The organism is Streptomyces lunalinharesii (genome assembly GCF_039532155.1).
GTDB classification, from domain to species: Bacteria; Actinomycetota; Actinomycetes; order Streptomycetales; family Streptomycetaceae; genus Streptomyces; species Streptomyces lunalinharesii.
Window position 1 is genome coordinate 52,246 of sequence record NZ_BAAARK010000004.1, and the last position, 12,398, is coordinate 64,643.

The 12,398-nt window shown below is 72.9% G+C and carries 12 protein-coding genes; 5 read left to right on the forward strand and 7 right to left on the reverse strand.

Annotated elements, in window-relative coordinates; translation table 11 throughout:
- Positions 1 to 52 precede the first annotated feature (52 nt).
- Entirely contained in the window at positions 53 to 1,504 is a 1,452-nt protein-coding gene (locus ABD385_RS08130) for a serine hydrolase domain-containing protein (protein WP_344574353.1), read from the reverse strand.
- A 168-nt stretch (positions 1,505 to 1,672) separates the two neighbouring features.
- On the opposite strand from ABD385_RS08130, the gene ABD385_RS08135 reads away from it, so the two are divergent.
- Positions 1,673 to 2,425: a TetR/AcrR family transcriptional regulator C-terminal domain-containing protein gene (locus ABD385_RS08135; protein WP_344574354.1), complete on the forward strand. Its 753-nt coding sequence runs from the start codon at positions 1,673 to 1,675 to the stop codon at positions 2,423 to 2,425.
- Between the two features lie 88 nt (positions 2,426 to 2,513).
- Here ABD385_RS08135 and ABD385_RS08140 read toward each other — a convergent pair whose 3' ends face one another.
- The 3 genes from ABD385_RS08140 to ABD385_RS08150 all read right to left on the reverse strand — a co-directional run bounded on the left by ABD385_RS08140 (position 2,514) and on the right by ABD385_RS08150 (position 4,851).
- A complete protein-coding gene (locus ABD385_RS08140) occupies positions 2,514 to 3,605 on the reverse strand; it encodes a hypothetical protein (RefSeq protein WP_344574355.1) in 1,092 nt (363 codons plus the stop codon).
- Between the two features lie 237 nt (positions 3,606 to 3,842).
- A complete protein-coding gene (locus ABD385_RS08145) occupies positions 3,843 to 4,667 on the reverse strand; it encodes a VOC family protein (RefSeq protein WP_344574356.1) in 825 nt (274 codons plus the stop codon).
- Between the two features lie 10 nt (positions 4,668 to 4,677).
- Positions 4,678 to 4,851, reverse strand: coding sequence for a hypothetical protein (locus tag ABD385_RS08150; RefSeq protein ID WP_344574358.1), 174 nt, complete (start codon positions 4,849 to 4,851; stop codon positions 4,678 to 4,680).
- Positions 4,852 to 5,075: 224 nt separating this feature from the next.
- On the opposite strand from ABD385_RS08150, the gene ABD385_RS08155 reads away from it, so the two are divergent.
- The gene (locus ABD385_RS08155) at positions 5,076 to 5,264 is read left to right on the forward strand and encodes a DUF6381 family protein (RefSeq protein WP_344574359.1); all 189 of its coding nucleotides are present in this window, start codon (positions 5,076 to 5,078) and stop codon (positions 5,262 to 5,264) included.
- Positions 5,265 to 5,368: 104 nt separating this feature from the next.
- On the forward strand, positions 5,369 to 6,439 hold the full coding sequence (locus tag ABD385_RS08160; protein WP_344574360.1) for a trypsin-like serine peptidase: 1,071 nt from the start codon (positions 5,369 to 5,371) through the stop codon (positions 6,437 to 6,439).
- 108 nt (positions 6,440 to 6,547) lie between these two features.
- Here ABD385_RS08160 and ABD385_RS08165 read toward each other — a convergent pair whose 3' ends face one another.
- Genes ABD385_RS08165 through ABD385_RS08175 form a run of 3 tightly spaced genes read right to left on the reverse strand, consistent with a single transcriptional unit; the run spans position 6,548 to position 9,312 of the window.
- Positions 6,548 to 7,579 carry an ABC transporter substrate-binding protein gene (locus ABD385_RS08165; protein ID WP_344574361.1) on the reverse strand — a complete coding sequence of 344 codons (1,032 nt, stop codon included), beginning with the start codon at positions 7,577 to 7,579 and terminating at the stop codon, positions 6,548 to 6,550.
- 55 nt (positions 7,580 to 7,634) lie between these two features.
- Entirely contained in the window at positions 7,635 to 8,507 is an 873-nt protein-coding gene (locus tag ABD385_RS08170; protein ID WP_344574362.1) for an ABC transporter permease, read from the reverse strand.
- Positions 8,497 to 9,312, reverse strand: a complete 816-nt coding sequence (locus ABD385_RS08175) for an ABC transporter ATP-binding protein (RefSeq protein ID WP_344574364.1) — start codon at positions 9,310 to 9,312, stop codon at positions 8,497 to 8,499. Before ABD385_RS08175 ends, ABD385_RS08170 begins: the two co-directional genes overlap by 11 nt.
- A 258-nt stretch (positions 9,313 to 9,570) precedes the next feature.
- Between ABD385_RS08175 and ABD385_RS08180 the strand changes: the two genes are divergently transcribed.
- Both ABD385_RS08180 and ABD385_RS08185 read left to right on the forward strand, forming a co-directional pair.
- The gene (locus ABD385_RS08180) at positions 9,571 to 11,277 is read left to right on the forward strand and encodes a sensor histidine kinase (protein WP_344574365.1); all 1,707 of its coding nucleotides are present in this window, start codon (positions 9,571 to 9,573) and stop codon (positions 11,275 to 11,277) included.
- Positions 11,274 to 11,966, forward strand: a complete 693-nt coding sequence (locus ABD385_RS08185; RefSeq protein WP_344574366.1) for a response regulator — start codon at positions 11,274 to 11,276, stop codon at positions 11,964 to 11,966. The genes ABD385_RS08180 and ABD385_RS08185 overlap by 4 nt, the downstream gene beginning before the upstream one ends.
- The last annotated feature ends 432 nt before the right edge of the window (positions 11,967 to 12,398 follow it).

Here is a 12,398-nt window from a genome sequence, read left to right on the forward strand (position 1 = left end):
GACGCCGGGTCCGGGCGGTGGCCGCCCGGACCCGGCGTCCCGTCGGGGTGGGTCACCCGGCCTGGGCCGTGGCCCGCACGCCGAAGTGCACGTAGCGGGAGCCGTCGGCGAGGGCGTAGAAGACCACCGGTATCCACCCGTCGTCGGCATTGCGGCGGCCGGCGAAGACCGTCTTCGTCGGGGTGTCCGAGACGGGGACGAGGTTCCAGTGGAGCGGTTCGAAGGTGCCCGCCAGGCCGTCGGCGCCCTCGTACGTCAGCCGGAGCACGCCTTCGCCGTCCGGGCGGTCGGTGACGGTCATGAGGAACCCCTCGCGGGGGTAGCTGCCGGTGAACGGCTGCGGGTCGACGGTCGGTTGCTGCTGCGGCGGGGCGAACTCCGGTACGGCCACCCCGGCGAGTGCGGCGGTCAGCTCGCGGCAGAGCGCGTCGAAGACCTTGGGCGCGGCCGCTCCTCCGTTGGTCAGCAGGGCGATCGCCAGGCCCTTCTCGGGGAGCGCGCGCAGATAGGCCAGTTGCCCGAAGGTGCTGCCGTCGTGGCCGAAGCCGCGGACGCCGTCCCACTCGAACAGGCCCCAGCCCAGGCCCCAGTGCGCGCCGAGGAACCACTGGTCGGGCATCTCGACCTCGCGCGTCAGCATGGCCTCGACGGCCTCGGCCGAGAGCACCCGGGTGCCGTCCGGTGCGGTGCCGCCGTCGAGGAAGAGCCCGGCGAAGCGGGCCACGTCGGCGGCGGTCGCGCTGATCCCCCCGTACGGGCCGGCCGAGCGGGGGAGCATGTCCCACCGCGGGGTCGGCACCGGGTCCTCGCCCGGTTCGCCCATGTGCCCCATGGCGGCGCGGAACCGCAGCACTTCTTCGGGCAGGGTCATGGTGTGCGTCAGCCCGAGGGGGGTGCAGATCATGTCCTTCAGCGCGTCGTCGAAGGTGGTGCCGGTGAGCACCTCCACGATGCGGCCCAGGACGTTGTAGCCGGTGCTGGAGTAGGACATGGTGGCGCCGGGCGGGTTGGTCATGCCCACGGTCCGGGTGCTCGCCACGTAGCGGGCGAGGCAGTCGTCGCCGCGGCCGGTGTCGTTGACGTGGTCGCCTTGGATGCCGCTGGTGTGGTTGAGCAACTGCCGGACGGTGACCGTGCGGGTGACTTCCGGGTCGGCGACGGCGAACTCCGGCAGCACGTCGATCACGGGGGCGTCCAGGTCCAGTTTCCCGGCGTCCGCCAGCTGCATCACCAGTGCGGCGGTGTAGCCCTTGCTGACGGAGCCGATCTGGAAGACGGAGTCCGGGGTCGTCGGCACGCCGGTCTCGCGGTGCAGGATCCCGCCCGCCACCTCGTGGACCTCCCCCTCGACGAGGACGGCGAGGGCGGCGCCCGGGACGCGGTGCTGCCGCAGCAGTGCGTCGAGGCGGGCCTGCCAGCGGACGCGGTCGAACGTCACCGCGTCCCGCTTCGGCTCCCCGGCCTCGGTGTGCGTGGCCTCTTCGCGGCCCAGGTTCTCGGTCATGGCTTCTCCCCCACTGTGACGTCGGTGTGCCGGTGGCCCGAGGACGACCTCCGCCCTCGCCGCACACCGTGCGCTATGCCGAACACTGTACGGACTCCGCACACTGTTCGCAAGCACGTACGGCGTGCGGAGTCGGGCTACCCTGGGCCCGGAGGAAAGGAGCCGGTCATGGCGGCCAGCAGAGCCAACGACAAGCAGCCGATCGCATCCGTGTGGACCCGGCCGGAACGGCGCAAGCGCGACCAGCCCGCGCTGAGCCGGAGTCAGATCGTGGCGGAGGCCGTCCGCCTGCTCGACGAGGAGGGGATCGGCGCCCTGAGCCTGCGGCGTCTGGGGACCCGGCTCAACGCCGGGGCCACCTCGTTCTACTCCCACGTCGCCAACAAGGACGAGCTGATCGAACTGGTCGTGGACGAGGTCTACGGCGAAATCGCGGTACCGGAGGCCGGCGCCCCCGCCGACTGGCGGGCCGACGCCGCCCGGTGCGCACAGAGCCTGCGGGCCGCCCTCCTCGCCCACCCGTGGATGGCCTCGGTGCTCGGCGAGGTGGGCGTGTCGCAGCTGGGGCCGAACGTGATGCGGGTCTCCGCGGGGATGCTGGGCATCTTCCAGGCCGCCGGACTGCCCGCGGACGAGGCCGACCTCGCGTTCTCCACCCTCGCCGCGTACGTCATCGGGATGAGCATCAGCGAGGCGTCCTGGCTGACCGCGCTCGCCCGGAGCGGCCGCAGCGAGCAGGACTGGGCGGCCGAACTGTGGCCGGCCGCCGAGGCGGCCGCCGCGGCGCACCCCGGGCTGCGCGAGCGCTACGCGGCGCTGCCCGCGAAGGACCCGCGCACGCTCCGCGACGAGAAGTTCGGCTACGGCCTGGACCGCGTGCTGGACGGCCTGGCGGGCGCGGTCGGGCAGCGGGCCGGGTAGCCGGAGGCGCACCGGCAGGACGTCGGTCCGGACACGCGATGCGGCGGCCGTCCCCCCGGGGGGGACGGCCGCCGCATCCGCGCGCCGCTCACACACCGGCCGTCGCGGGGCTCACCCGACGCGGCCGCAGCAGCAGCGCGGCGCCGGCCAGGCCGGCGCTGACGATCGCGAGCCCGACGGCCAACAGCTCCGGCCACATCGAGGCGTTGCCCAGGCTGCTGCGCAGCGGCACCAGGACACCGGCACGGGACAGCGCGTGCAGGATGATCACGGTGACCGCGGCCGCGGCGCTGGCGATCCACACGGCCGACGTGTCGCGCACCGCCAGGAAACCGGCCAGCAGCAGGTACACCACCGCGATGGCCATGGAGAGGGCGTCCGACGCACCGCCCTGGGTCTCCGCCGCGCCGAGCGGCAGGTGGCTCAACCCGCACAGGGCCAGTGCCGCGGCGGCCGGCCAGCGCAGGACGGACCGCAACACGCCGCCGACCGCCGGCCCGTGCTGCGCGGGCCCCCCGTGCCCCGGCCAGCCGGGGTGCGGCGCGTTGGCGCCCGGCCAGGGGACGCGCTGGGGCCGCGGCGGGGCGTCCCGCATCGCCGGCTCGCCCCCGCCGGGGTCCTGGGCCGCGTAGCCGTGGTCCGGGCCCGGGTGGCCGTAGGGGTCGGCGTACGGGTCGCCGTAGGGATCGGCGTAGGGGTCGTTGTGGACCGGCAGGGACGTGGTGGCCATGCTCGCGGTGTCGGCGTGGCTGTCGTGGTACGGGTCGCCGTCCGAAGGTTCCACGCTGGGAACCTGGCCGTCCTGGGCCCGGTCGAAAAGCTTGATCAGCTGGGCGACCTCGTCGACGGAGCGGCCTACAGCGGCCGCGCGCAGGGCCTCGTAGCTCGCCTCCGCGGTGTGCGGTGCCTCGCCGAGCAGGGCGAGCAGCGGCCCGACCTCGCTCACCGGGCGGGTCATCGCCGCCACCCGCAACGCTTCGTCGCCGGGGTTGGGGTCGTCGCCGCTGCGCTTGAGCAGTTCCACGAGAGCGGCGACTTCCTCCACGGGTCTCGTGGTGGCGGCCGTCCACACCAGGGTGCGGAACGAGACGTTGTCCTGGCTGGTGCGCGGAACGTGTTCGCCGTGTTCCGTCGGGGACAGATCGGCTTGGCCCCCACGAGGAGCTGGTTCAGGTGACATGTAGCTACTCCACTGAACGGGGTGGGAGCGTCCGCACCGGAGGTGCCGGCGCTCATCGGGCGTGGTCATGGCGCGTTGTTACGTGCCGGTTGTGTCTGTTGTGGTTCAGCCAACGTCCCTCTTGGCCGCGCGCGCCAACGCAGGCGGGCCATCCGGTGGAGACACGCCGCGGGGCAGGGGAACGACCGGGCGTGTCGGTGGGGCGGGGCGGCCCCGCGCCGGGCCGCTCGCCGGGGGCTAGTGAGCGTCCGGGACGGTGCCCTGGACGGTGGCGACGGTGAAGAGCCCGCCCTGGGAGTCGCGGATCACGGCCTCGCAGCCGCCGTCCACCATCGGGGTCACCGGCAGCGCGAACCCGCCGGCGGCCACGGCCGCCGCGGTGACCTCCTCGATGTCGCGAACGGGGAAGTACACGTGCCAGCGGGGGCGGACGTGCGGGTCGGGGGCGGATTCGACGGCGCCGCCGCGCAGCGCGGCCACGGTGTGCCCGCCCTCGTCGCGGACCATCACCTCGTCGTGCTCGTAGCTGATGTCGCAGCCGCCGGGCCGGTCGGGGGCCCAGCCGAAGACCTCGCCGTAGAAGATCGCCGACTCGAAGGCGTCGCGGGTGCGCAGCTCCAGGCACGTGGGTGCGCCGCCCTGCCCGACGGACCAGGAGAGCGTCTGACCCTCCCAGAGTCCGAAGACCGCACCGTCCCGGTCGGCGGCCAGGGCGCCGCGCCCCTTGCCCACTTCGAGGGGGCCGACGGCGAGCGTGGCGCCGCGCTCCCGGATCCGGGCGGCGGTGTCGTTGGCGTTCGCCACGGCGAAGTACGGGGTCCAGGCGACGGGGACGTGCCGCTGGGGCGTCAGCGTGCCGATCCCGGCGACCGGCCGGCCCTCGGCCAGCGCGATGGAGCAGAACTCGGCCCCCCGGGTGCCGGGCCGGAACTGCCAGCCCAGGACCCTGCCGTAGAAGTCCTGTGCGCCCTTCACGTCGTGCGTCATCAGGCTCACCCAGCACGGTGCGCCGCCGACGGTCGCGGTGGTGTCGCGGGCCTTGCGGGCCTTGATGGCGGGCATCGGACAGCGCCTACCCGTGGTGGTGGCGGCGCCCCCGGGTGCCGCGCGGGCCCGACGGACGGAGGAGGAAGCCGAGCAGCGCGACGGCTGCCAGGGCGAGGACGACGAGCCAGAGCAGTTTCACGGCCAAGCCGGCGCCCGCGAGCAGCAGCACCAGGAGCAGGACGAGGAGCAGAGGGGCCATCGGGGATCCACCTCCGGACGGGCTGGTTCCCTACCTGGCCACCATTATGCGCTTCCGCCGCCGGGCCCTCTCGGGGCCGCGGCGGGTCCCGGGCGGGCCGCCCGGGACGCTTCGAGGTGCCGACGGCGGCGGGCCCTGTTTCGCTGGTAGCAGCGGCTCACCGGGCGCCGGGCTCGACGCCACCGGGGACGCCGGGTATCGGCACGGGACGAGAAGGAACGGTCATGGGATCGGACGAGACACGCGAACGCCTTCAGCACATGCGCGAGAAGGCCCGGCAACTGGCCGACGCCGCGGAGCGCACCAGTGACCCCAAGGAACGGCAGCGGCTCCAGGAGAAGTCCCGCCGGCTGGAGAGCCGGAGCGAGCAGGAGAGCGCCATGCGGAGCGGCGACATCTACCCGTCGGAGTGAGCGGTCGCCCGGCGGTCCGTGCCGGTGGGCACGGACCGCCGGGCCGCCGGTGTTCCGCACGGGCGCCGGCCGCCGGTCGACTCGACCTGCACGAGGAGGACGGGATGGCACAGGCCAGCCGTTCACCGGTGGCGACCGGGCCCGAGCAGGTCTTCTCCGATCTGCGCGCGGTGGCGGCGCGGGTGCGGGACCGGCTGTCCTGGGAGGAGCCCGAATCCGCGGTGGCGCTGCCCACCGAGGAGCGGGCGGCCGGGCGGATCGCCCTGTGCGCCCGGCAGGAGCGCACCCGGGTGCTGTGGGCCGGCGCCAACGGCCTGGAGAAGCTCGCCCGGGGACGGGCCGACGACATCGGCGACGACGAGTCGTTCGGGATGGCGGCGCTGGTCCTGCTCGAAGGGCGCCCGTCGCTCCCCGTGCGGCACCAGGACTTCGCCCCGCAGGAGGGTGACTGGGCGGTGCTGGAGGTCCACCGGGCGGCGATCCGGCAGTCCCTGGTCCGGGTCGGCCGGGTGGAGGTCTCCGGACACCTGAGCCTGGACTGGCTGGGGACGGGCTTCCTGGTCGGTCCGGAGACGGTGCTGACCAACCGGCACGTGGCGGTGGAGTTCGCGCGCCGGGCGGGTGGGGGCTGGGTGTTCCGGCAGGGCCTGGGTGCCGCCCTCGACGTGGGCGAGGAGTGCGCGGGCGGTCCGGAGCCGGTGGACGGCGGTCCGTCGTACGAGGTCGTCGAGGTCCTGGGGATCCACGAGGAGGTCGATCTGGCGCTGCTGCGGATCGCCCCGTACCTCGGCGGCAGCGCGCTGCCCCCGCCCCTGGCTGTCGCCGCGGACGCGCCGCCGGACCTGCCGGGGCGGCCGGTGTACTGCGTCGGCTATCCGGCCTGGGACGGCCGCCGCAACGAACCGGAGTCCATGCGGCGGATCTTCCTGGACGTCTACGGCGTCAAGCGGCTCCAGCCGGGGACCGCGACCGGACTGGCGGCGGACGGGACCGTGCTGCGGCACGACTGCTCCACCTTGGGCGACACCAGCGGTGCGCCGGTCATCGACGTCGCCGACCACCGCGTGCTCGCACTGCACTGCGGCGGCCGGTACGGGCGGGGCAACTACGCGGTGCCGCTGTGGCAGTTGGTGGACGATCCGCTGTTGGTGCGGGGCGGGGTCAACTTCGTGTGAGGGGCGTCGACGGGCCGCCGGGACCAGGTGCGCCGGTGTGCGCGCCCGGTCCCGGCGGGGGTCAGCCCGACGACGTCGCCTGACGTTCCGTCACCTCCGTCACCTCCGTCACTTCTTGACGAACTCGGTCGTGTAGGTCTTGTTCAGGTCGATGGTGGCGTTCTTCAGGGTGGGGTTGAACGCCTTGAGGACGCGCTCGACGGTGGCCGGGCCGTCCGCCGGCATCACCCCGTCCTTGGTGAACATCGGCAGGGTGTCCTTGATGGCCTGCACGTAGAGCTCCTTGCCGCCCTGCGCGTAGTCCGCCGGCATCTTCTCCGCGATCTGCTCGGGGGTGTGCGTGGACATCCACTTGAGGGTCTTGACGAAGGCGTTGGCGAGCTTCTGGACGGTGTCCTTGTGGCTGTTCACCCAGTCCGTGTTCATGTAGAGGCTGGAGGACGGGTAGGGGCCGCCGAGCGCCTCCTTGGAACCCTCGGGGGTGCGCATGTCGATGAGCACCTTGCCGATCTTCTTGTTGACGACCTGGGCGACGGTCGGGTCGGTCGTCATGCCGCCCTGGATGGAGCCCTGTTGCAACGCCGACAGGAAGGTCTGGCCGGCGCCGACCGCGACCGGGGTGAACTCGTTGACCTGGACGCCGTTCTTGACCGCCAGGTACTTGGTGAGGAAGTCGGTGGACGAGCCCAGGCCGGTGACGCCCAGCTTCTTGCCCTTGAAGTCCTTGGCCGACGTCAGCTCGGACGCGGCCTTGTTGGCGACCACCTCCACCTCGCCGGGCGCGTGGGCCAGCTGCACCACCGACTCAACCTGCTTGTTCTTCGCCTGGAGGTCGAGGGTGTGGTCGTAGAAGCCGACGACGCCCTGGACGTCGCCGGAGACCAGGGAGGTGGTGGCCTGGACGCCGGCGGGTTCGGTCAGCAGGGTCACGTTGAGGCCCTCGGCCTTGAAGTAGCCGAGCTGCTGGGTGAGGCGGGCCGGCAGGTAGATGACCTTGTCCAGACCGCCCACCATGATCTGGATCCGGCCGTCCGCGGCGTCCCCCGACCCGCCGGCGGAACCGCCGCCACAGCCGGTGAGGGCGGTCAGGGCGAGCGCCGCGGCGGCGACCGCGGCCGTGGACTTGAAGTGGGTGCGCATGGTCACGTCCTTGTGAGGTGGGGCGGTGCGGGTGCGGGGGGGGGCGGCGGTGGGGTCAGCGGGCGTCGCCGGCGTCGGCCGGCTTCCAACGGAAGAGCCGCTTCTCCAGGAAGGCCAGCAGACCTTCGGCGAGCAGGGCGACCACGGCGAGGATCACCATGGCGGCGTAGACACCGGCGGCGTTGAAGGTGCCCTGGGAGGCCGAGACCAGCAGGCCAAGCCCCTTGGTCGCGCCGATGTACTCGCCGACGATGGCGCCGATCAGCGCGAAGCCGAAGCTGACGTGCAGGCTGGTGAAGATCCAGGACGTGGCGGAGGGGATGACGACCTGGAGGGTGACCTGGCGGTTGCTGGCGCCCAGGATCCGGGAGTTGGCGACCAGGTTGCGGTCGACCTCGCGGGCGCCCTGGAAGGCGTTGAAGAACACCGGGAAGAAGACCAGGACGACGGCGGAGGCCACCTTCGAGGCCGGTCCGAGACCGAACCAGATCAGGAAGATCGGTGCCAGCACGATCCGCGGCAGCGCGTTGAGGACCTTGATGTACGGGCCGAGCACGTCGGCCAGGAACCGGATCCGGCCGAGCGCGATGCCCAGGACGACGCCGCCGATGACGCCGATGACCCAGCCGAGCAGCGCCTCGTAGAGCGTGTACCAGACCTGCTCCCACAGGGTGCCCTGCGGCGTGCCGTCGACGGCCCACTGGGCGATCTGGTCCCAGATCTTCGACGGCATGGAGAAGTTGAACGGATCGATGACCGCGGCGCGGGCCAGCCCCTCCCACAGGGCGAGCAGGCCGACCAGGAGCGCGGCCCGGGTCCCGTAGACCAGGAGCTTGTGGTGGCGGGCGGCGCGGGCGCGGGCCTCGCTGCGCTCCCCCCTGGTGCCGGACGTGGTCGCGGCCGGTGCGGTGACGGTCTCAGGCGACATGGGCGGCACTCCTCTCGCGGGTGATCCGGACCTCTTCGCCGAGCGAGGACCAGATCTCCCGGTAGATCTCCAGGAACTGCGGCTCCAGGCGTACCGACTCGACCCGGCGGGGCCGCGGGAGGTCGATCGTGAAGACCTCCTTGACGGTGGCGGGACCGGCGGTCATCACCACGACCTTGTCGGCGAGCGCGATGGACTCCTCCAGGTCGTGGGTGACGAAGACGACCGAGGCGCCGGTGCCGGACCACAGGTCGAGGAGCTCGTCGGACATCAGCGCCCGGGTCTGCACGTCGAGCGCGGAGAACGGCTCGTCCATCAGCAGGATCTCGGGGTCGTTGACGAAGGTCGCGGCGAGCGCGACGCGCTTGCGCTGGCCGCCGGAGAGCTGGTGCGGGTAGCGGTCCTCGAACGCGGACAGGCCGACCCGGGCGAGCCATTCGCGGGCCCGCTCCCTGGCCTCGGCCTTGGGCACGCCGCGGAAGCGGGGGCCGGCCATGACGTTGGAGAGCACGGTGCGCCAGGGGAAGACGGCGTCCTGCTGGAAGACGAAACCGACCTTGTCGCCGATGCCGCGGACCGGCTCGCCGGCCACCAGCACCTCGCCCTCGGTGGGCTCCTCCAGGCCGCTGACCAGGGTCAGGGTCGTGGACTTACCGCATCCGGTGGGCCCGACCACGGCGACGAACTCGCCGCGGCCGACGGTCAGGTCCAGGTCCCGGACGGCGGTGTGCAGTCCGCCCGAGGGGGTGCGGAAGGTCTTGCTCGCGCCCCGTAGCTCGATGGCGGGGCTGGTGTGGCTGTTCATGGACCGGGAGGCTAGGAGCGAGCCGGGCCCGGGCGGCAGCCTTGTGGGCGCAAGCAGTCTTTCTGCGCGCAAACCCTGTTGTGCCCATTTTGCTCACGCTAGAACAACAAAAGTTCGACGGGGGCTGGGCAGCCGGGCCACGGCGGCTTACGTTGCGTTTACCCGAGAGCGACAAAGAGCGTCATGAACAGCGAACGTCAGCACACAGCAGTGTCGGTTCCGCCGCGTGCGGAGGGCGGCCGGAACAAGGGGGACCGCATGCGGATCCACTGGCCCCGTCGTGTCTTCGCGCAGGTCCTCACCGCGCAACTGGTCATCACCACCGGCGTGACGGTACTGGCCACCGGCCTGTTCCTGGCTCCGCTCGGCCACTCCCTGGACGACCAGGCGATGCGCCGGGCCCTGGCCATCGCCGAGACCACCGCCGCCGATCCGGACCTGGCCCGCGAGGTGACGGCCACCGCGCCGGCCGCACGCGGCCCGGTGCAGACCGCCGCGGAGCGGATCCGGCGGGCCACGGGGGCGCTGTACGTCGTCGTGATGGACACCCGCGGGGTCCGCTGGTCGCACACGAACGCCGCCGAGATCGGCCGCCACGTCTCCACCGACCCCAGTCGGACGCTGGCCGGTGCCGAGGTCCGCCAGATCGACACCGGCACGCTGGGCCGGTCGGCCCGCGCGAAGGTGCCGCTGCGCGACGACAGCGGCGCGATCGTCGGGGCCGTCTCGGTCGGCATCGCCTACGACAGCGTCCACGGGCTGCTGCTGCGCGCCATCCCGGGCCTGCTGCGGTACGCGGGCGCGGCGCTGGCGGCCGGCGTGTTGGCCGCCGTGGTGGTCGCCCGCAGCCTGCGGCGCCGCACGCACGGCGTCGCCACCGCCGACATCTCGGCGCTGCTGGACGAGCGGGAGGCGATGCTGCACGGCATCCGCGAGGGCGTGGTGGCCTTCGACGGGCGGGGCCGGATCCGGCTGGTCAACGACGAGGCGGGCCGGCTGCTGGGGCTCGGCCCGGGTGCCGCGGGCCGCGACCTCGACGAGGTGCTGCCGCCGGGCCGCACCACCGACGTGCTGGCCGGCCGGGTCGCCGGCGGCGACCTGCTGGCGATCAGTGGTGGCCGGGTGCTGGTCGCCAACCGCGTCCCGACCCGGGACGGCGGTGCGGTGGTGACCCTGCGGGACCGCACCGAACTGGAGCTGCTGGGCCGCGAGTTGGACAGCACCCAGGGTTTGCTGGACGCGTTGCGCGCCCAGGACCACGAGCACGCCAACCAGCTGCACACGGTGCGCGGACTGCTCGAACTGGGCCGGTACGACATGGCGGTGGAGTTCGTCGCCGAGGTGGCCAGCGCCCACCGCGCGTCCGCGGAACAGATCGCCGAGCGGGTGCACGACCCGCTGCTGTCCGCGCTGCTGGTCGGCAAGGCGGCGATCGCCGCCGAACGCGGCGTCGCGCTGCGGATGTCACCCGCGACGTTGCTGCCGGACGCGGTGGTGGACCCGCGCGACCTGGTCACGGTCCTGGGCAACCTCATCGACAACGCGCTGGACGCCACCGCCGAGCGCCGCGACGGGGAACCGTTCGTCGAGGTGGAGCTACGCGCCGAGGGCACCACCGCGGTCGTGCGGGTCAGCGACACCGGGCCCGGCGTGCCGCCCGAGATGCGCGAACGGGTCTTCGCCGAGGGCTGGTCCACCAAGCGCGCCACCGTCGCGTCCCGGGGCCGGGGCATCGGTCTGGCGCTGGTGCGCCGGCTGTCCGAGCGCTACGGCGGGATGGCCCGGGTCACCGCCCGCGCGGGCGGCGGCGCGGTCTTCACCGTCGTCCTGCCCGAAGCCCTGACGCCCGACCGCGTGGGCCGCGGCGGCCCGATCGCCGCCCTCCCGTCGTCCGCCCCCCGGGGACCGGCGCCGGCCGCCGGCGCCGCCGCCCGTCAGCTCACGGCCACAGGAGAGTCACCGTGATCGATGTCCTTGTCGTGGACGACGACTTCCGCGTCGCGGAGATCAACGCCGCCTACGTGTCCCAGGTGCCCGGCTTCCGGGTCGTGGGGCGCGCGCACACCGCGGCCCAGGCACTGGCCACGCTGGAGCGCCACCCCGTCGACCTGGTGCTGCTCGACCACTACCTGCCGGACGAGACCGGTCTGACGTTGGTGCGGCGGCTGCGTCAGATGGGCCACCACTCCGACGTGATCATGGTGACCGCGGCCCGGGACGTGGCCACGGTGCAGGCGGCGATGCGGTACGGCGCCCTGCAGTACCTGGTCAAGCCGTTCGGCTTCTCGGGGCTGCGGGCCAAACTGGACGGCTACGCCGCGCTCCGGCGCACCGTCGAGGGCGTCGGCGGCCGGGGCGAGGCCGGTCAGGAGCAGGTGGACCGGATCTTCGCGGCGCTGCGCACCCCGGACTCCCCGCACAGCGAACTCCCCAAGGGGCACTCCGCGGCCACCGTGGACCTGGTCCGCCGCATCCTGGACGAGGCCGGGCTACCGCTCTCCGCCCACGAGGTCGCCGAGCGCGCCGGGGTCAGCCGCTCCACCGCACAGCGCTACCTCAAGCACCTCGAGCGCGCCGGCCACATCAGCCTCACCCTGAAGTACGGCGACACCGGGCGCCCGGAACACCGGTACGCCTGGGTGCGGGCGAGCTGATATTCCGGCGATAAAGCGCCGCCTGAGCTGGTTCTTCTTCGGTGGGAACAGGGCCGGGCGGTGGTGTGGTGCCGGCCGCGCCGGTGGCGCCACTTCCGCGGGAGTATGCCGATGGCGCCGACCGTTCCGAGAATTTCCGGATAGCGGTCCGTGCTGCTCGGGCCCACGCGGAGACCGGACACCGAGGAATATGGAATTACATCTTCCGAATCCTGTGCGGGGGTCTTCCGAATCCTGTGCGGGGGCAGCGGAACGGTGCCGGGAAACCGACGTTCCCGTCCCGTGACGAGGTCGGTCGCGCACGCCGAATTCGGGCCGCTTCGGCCCGGTGCAGGGCGTCGGCACCGCACCGAAAGACTCCGGATATTCATAGATATCCGCCACTACGGTGCTGCCATTGCCTAAGACGGCGATATACCCCAGAAACCCGAG

Excerpts from the sequence above, each read along its gene's own strand:
- ABD385_RS08130 (WP_344574353.1), bottom strand. The coding sequence starts at position 1,504 with ATGACCGAGAACCTGGGCCGCGAAGAGGCCACGCACACCGAGGCCGGG.
- ABD385_RS08160 (WP_344574360.1), top strand. The coding sequence starts at position 5,369 with ATGGCACAGGCCAGCCGTTCACCGGTGGCGACCGGGCCCGAGCAGGTC.
- ABD385_RS08165 (WP_344574361.1), bottom strand. The coding sequence starts at position 7,579 with ATGCGCACCCACTTCAAGTCCACGGCCGCGGTCGCCGCCGCGGCGCTC.
- ABD385_RS08180 (WP_344574365.1), top strand. The coding sequence starts at position 9,571 with ATGCGGATCCACTGGCCCCGTCGTGTCTTCGCGCAGGTCCTCACCGCG.
- ABD385_RS08175 (WP_344574364.1), bottom strand. The coding sequence starts at position 9,312 with ATGAACAGCCACACCAGCCCCGCCATCGAGCTACGGGGCGCGAGCAAG.
- ABD385_RS08170 (WP_344574362.1), bottom strand. The coding sequence starts at position 8,507 with ATGTCGCCTGAGACCGTCACCGCACCGGCCGCGACCACGTCCGGCACC.
- ABD385_RS08145 (WP_344574356.1), bottom strand. The coding sequence starts at position 4,667 with ATGCCCGCCATCAAGGCCCGCAAGGCCCGCGACACCACCGCGACCGTC.
- ABD385_RS08155 (WP_344574359.1), top strand. The coding sequence starts at position 5,076 with ATGGGATCGGACGAGACACGCGAACGCCTTCAGCACATGCGCGAGAAG.
- ABD385_RS08140 (WP_344574355.1), bottom strand. The coding sequence starts at position 3,605 with ATGTCACCTGAACCAGCTCCTCGTGGGGGCCAAGCCGATCTGTCCCCG.
- ABD385_RS08150 (WP_344574358.1), bottom strand. The coding sequence starts at position 4,851 with ATGGCCCCTCTGCTCCTCGTCCTGCTCCTGGTGCTGCTGCTCGCGGGC.
- ABD385_RS08135 (WP_344574354.1), top strand. The coding sequence starts at position 1,673 with ATGGCGGCCAGCAGAGCCAACGACAAGCAGCCGATCGCATCCGTGTGG.